General features: G+C 77.1%; 1 protein-coding gene. It reads right to left on the bottom strand.

Features of this window, described 5'->3' with window-relative positions; genetic code table 11:
• Nucleotides 1-3,790 (bottom strand): acyltransferase domain-containing protein (locus AB0H87_RS39315; RefSeq protein ID WP_360158133.1); only part of this gene is annotated, 3,790 nt, incomplete at both ends.

Genomic DNA, 3,790 nt, shown 5'->3' with positions numbered 1-3,790 from the left:
GGAATCCAGCATGGTGCCGGAGGGCGACGACGGTACGGGCGTTCCGCAGGGGATGACGCCCGAGGAGGTCGAGCTGCGCAGTCGGTTCAGCCGCGGCCAGGCCGACGCCCGTGAGACCGCCGGTGATGATGTACGAGCCGTCCGACCGCACCGGCGGAGCGGAGGGGCGCGCCGCCGGCAGTGTCCCGGACCCGGGCACCGTCAGCACCAGCTTGCCGTGGTGCGCCGCCGCGGCCATCGTGCGGAACGCGTCGGTCGCCGAGGCCAGCGGGTACGACCGGACCGGCAGCGGCGGCAGCGTCCCGTCGGCGAGCCCGGAGAGCACCTCGCGCAGCACGGTCGCGAACACGTCCGGCCGCCGGTTCTGCAACTCGATCAGGTCCACCGTGGCGAACGTGATGTTGTGCCGCAGCGGCGCGAGCCCGAGGGCCCGGTCGGCGATGATGTCCCGCACGCCCAGCTCGACGAACCGGCCGAACGGCCGCAGCGTCGACAGCCCCGCCCGGATCGCCGGACCGGCCAGCGAGTTGAGCACCACGTCGACACCCTCACCGCCGGTGGCCGCGCGGGTCTCGGCCGCGAAGTCGAGCGACCGGGAGTCCATCACGGTGGTGATGCCCAGCTCGCGCAGCCGCGCCCGCTTCTCGGCGGTGCCGGCCGTGGCGAGCACGGTCGCACCGAGCCGGCGCGCGACCGCGATCGCCGCGAGCCCGGTGCCGCCCGTGCCGCTGTGCACGAGCACCCGCTCGCCGGAGCGGAGGCTGGCCACGTGCCGCAGCGCGTACCAGGCGGTCAGGTAGCAGGTCAGCTGGCCCGCGGCGACCACCGGGTCGAGCCCGGCCGGCATCCGGGCCACGGCGGTGGCCGGCACGGTCAGGAACGAGCCGAACGCCCCGCCGCGCAGGTCGACCGCCAGCACCGACTCGCCGACGGCCAGCGGCACGCCGGAGCCGACCGCGCTGACCACGCCCGCGCACTCGAAGCCGATCCGGCAGCGCGCGTCGTGCCCGTCGCCGGGCAGCAGGCCGAGCACGGTGAGCACGTCCCGGAAGTTCACCCCGGCCGCGGTCACCTGGATCTCCACCTCGCCCGGCCCGGGCCGGCGCCGGTGGTCGGCGGCCAGCTCGAGCGCCGAGAGGTCGCCGAGGCGGCCGGCCCGCAGGCGGAACGCGTCGACGCCGCAGCGGACGTCCACGGTGGACTGTGACACCGGCGCGTACGCCAGCCGGGCCACCGCACGCTCCCCGCCCGCGTGCCGGACCTCGTCGTCCGTCCCGTCGGCGAGCAGCTCCGCGGCCAGCAGGTCCGCGTCGGTGGTCTCGACGACGGTGGCGCGCAGCTCGGGGTGCTCGATCGCGAGCACCCGCACGACGCCGCGCAGCGCCGCCTCGTCCAGCGCGCCGCCGGTCACGAGCACGAGCCGCGGCGGCACCGGCTCGGCGCACAGCGCCTGTGCCATCGCGACCGCCCGGCGGGTCCGGTCGAGCGCCGCGTCGCCGACGGCCGGCGACCCGCCGCAGACCAGCGCGACCACGCCCGGCAGCACGCCGCCGAGCAGCTCCGGCACGGGCGCGGGCAGCGGCACGTCGAGCACGTCGACCGCACTCCCCCGGGCCCGCAGCGCGGCCACGACCGGCTCGACGGCACCGCCGCCCTCGCCGACCAGCAGCACCCGGCTGACCGTCGTGGTGGCGAGCAGCGGCGCCGGCACCCAGCGCGGCTCGAGCAGCCACGACCCGGGCCGCTCGGCCTCGGCGGCGGGCACCCGCTGCCGCACGCAGCGCAGCCCGCGCACGGTCAGCACCGGCGCGCCGGCGCCGTCGCGCAGCACCACGTCGCCGCTGAAGCCGTCCGCGTCGGCGCCGACCAGCCGCGCCTCGGCGAAGGCGGCCAGCGACAGGTCGCCGGTCACCGCGACCCGGGCGATCCCGACCGGGAGCACGAGCCCGTGGCCGGGCGCGTCGAGCACGGTGGCGACCAGGAGCTGGGCGCACATGTCCAGCAGGACCGGGTGGGCGGCCAGCGCGCCGGCGGTGGCGAGCGGCGGCGTGATCCGGGCCCGGGCGGCCGTGCCGGCCGTGGACCGGGTCAGTCCGCTCAGCCCGGCGAACGCCGGGCCGTGCGCGATGCCGCGCGCCCGCATCGCGGCGTACAGGTCCGCCGCGTCGACGGGAACGTCACACGCGGCCTCAAACAACTCCATTGTGGAGTCGGCAGAGGAGCGCAGCAGCGCGGTCGCGTGCCGCACCCAGGCGCCCTCGTCGTCGCGCGCGAACACCTCGCACTCGGCCTGGTCCGGCCCGGTCATGGTGACGGTCGTGCTGACCTCGGTGCGGCCCGAGAGCCGGAGCAGCTCGCGGAACACGAGGTCCTCGACCACGACCTCGTCGGCCGCGACGCCGAACACCGCGCACGCGGCGGTCAGCGCGAGCGCGTGGAACGCCGCGCCGGGCAGCACCGGCTCGTCGTGCACCCGGTGGTCGCCCAGGAACGGCAGCGCGTCCGTGCCGGCGTCGCCGACCCAGGTGTGCCGCACGGGATCGCCGGCCACCTCGGTGTGCACCCCCGGCAGCCCGACCGCGACCGGCGCGGGCGACACCGGGGCCGGGTCGACCCAGTGCCGGCGCCGGTCGTACGCGATGGTCGGCGGGTCGGCCAGCTCGGCGTCGCCGTAGAGCACCGACCAGGCGACCGGCACGCCGGCGCAGTGCAGGGCGGCCAGGGCGGTACGGAACGTCGCCAGCTCGGGCTCGTCGCGGCGCAGCGTGCCCACCACCACGGCGTCCGCCGTCAGGCTCTCCCGGACCGCCGTCGTCACCACCGGATGCGGCGAGACCTCGAGGAAGACCCGGTGCCGGTCGGCGGCCGCCGCGTCGACCGCGGCCGCGAAGCGCACCGGCTGCCGCAGGTTGCGGCACCAGTAGTCGGCGTCGAACGCCGGCTGCTCCGAGTGCGGGTCCAGCACGGTCGAGTAGAAGCGCACGGCGGGATCCCGCGGGCGCAGGTCCTTGAGCGCCGCGTCGAGGTCCTGCAGCAGCGGGTCGACCTGCGGCGAGTGCGACGCGACGTCGACCGCGACCAGCCGGGCCGAGATGCCCTCGGCGTCCCAGGCGTCGACCAGCAGCCGGACCCACTCGTCGTCGCCGGCGATCACGGTGCTGGACGGCGCCGCGACCACCGCGACGGACACCTCGGAACCCGCGCCGGCCGCGGCGATGTCGGCCTCGACCTGCGAGCGGCTCAGCGCGACGCTGGCCATCGCGCCGTTGCCGGCGATCCGTTCCAGCAGCGCCGAGCGGCGGCAGATCACCGCGACGCCATCGGCCAGCGGCAGCGCGCCGGCCACGACCGCGGCCGCCACCTCGCCCATCGAGTGGCCGAGCACGCCTGCCGGGGTCACGCCGTACGACCGCCAGAGGTCGGCGAGCGCGACCTGCAGCGCGAACAGCACCGGCTGGACGAAGCCGCAGCCGGACACCGGCTGGCCGGAGCGCACGACGTCGAGCACGGAGAAGCCGGCCTCGGAGGAGATCAGCGCGTCCGTGCGGGTCAGGCTCGCCGCGAACGCCGGTTCGATGGCCAGCAGCTCGCGGCCCATGCCGGCCCACTGGGAGCCCTGGCCCGAGAACACCCAGACCGCGCCGCGGGCCACGCCCTGCACCTCGCCGTCCACCACCAGCGGGTCGACCCGACCGGCGGCGTACGCGCGCAGCCGGTCGGACAGCTCCTCGGTGTCGATGGCGACCACGCCGAGCCGCCCGCGCCCGGCACCGCGGCGCAGCGCGAACGT

Source organism: Asanoa sp. NPDC050611, assembly GCF_040654855.1.
Taxonomy (GTDB): domain Bacteria; phylum Actinomycetota; class Actinomycetes; order Mycobacteriales; family Micromonosporaceae; genus Asanoa.
Note: the sequence above shows the minus strand (reverse complement) of the source record. Positions and strands in the feature narration are given on the sequence as shown.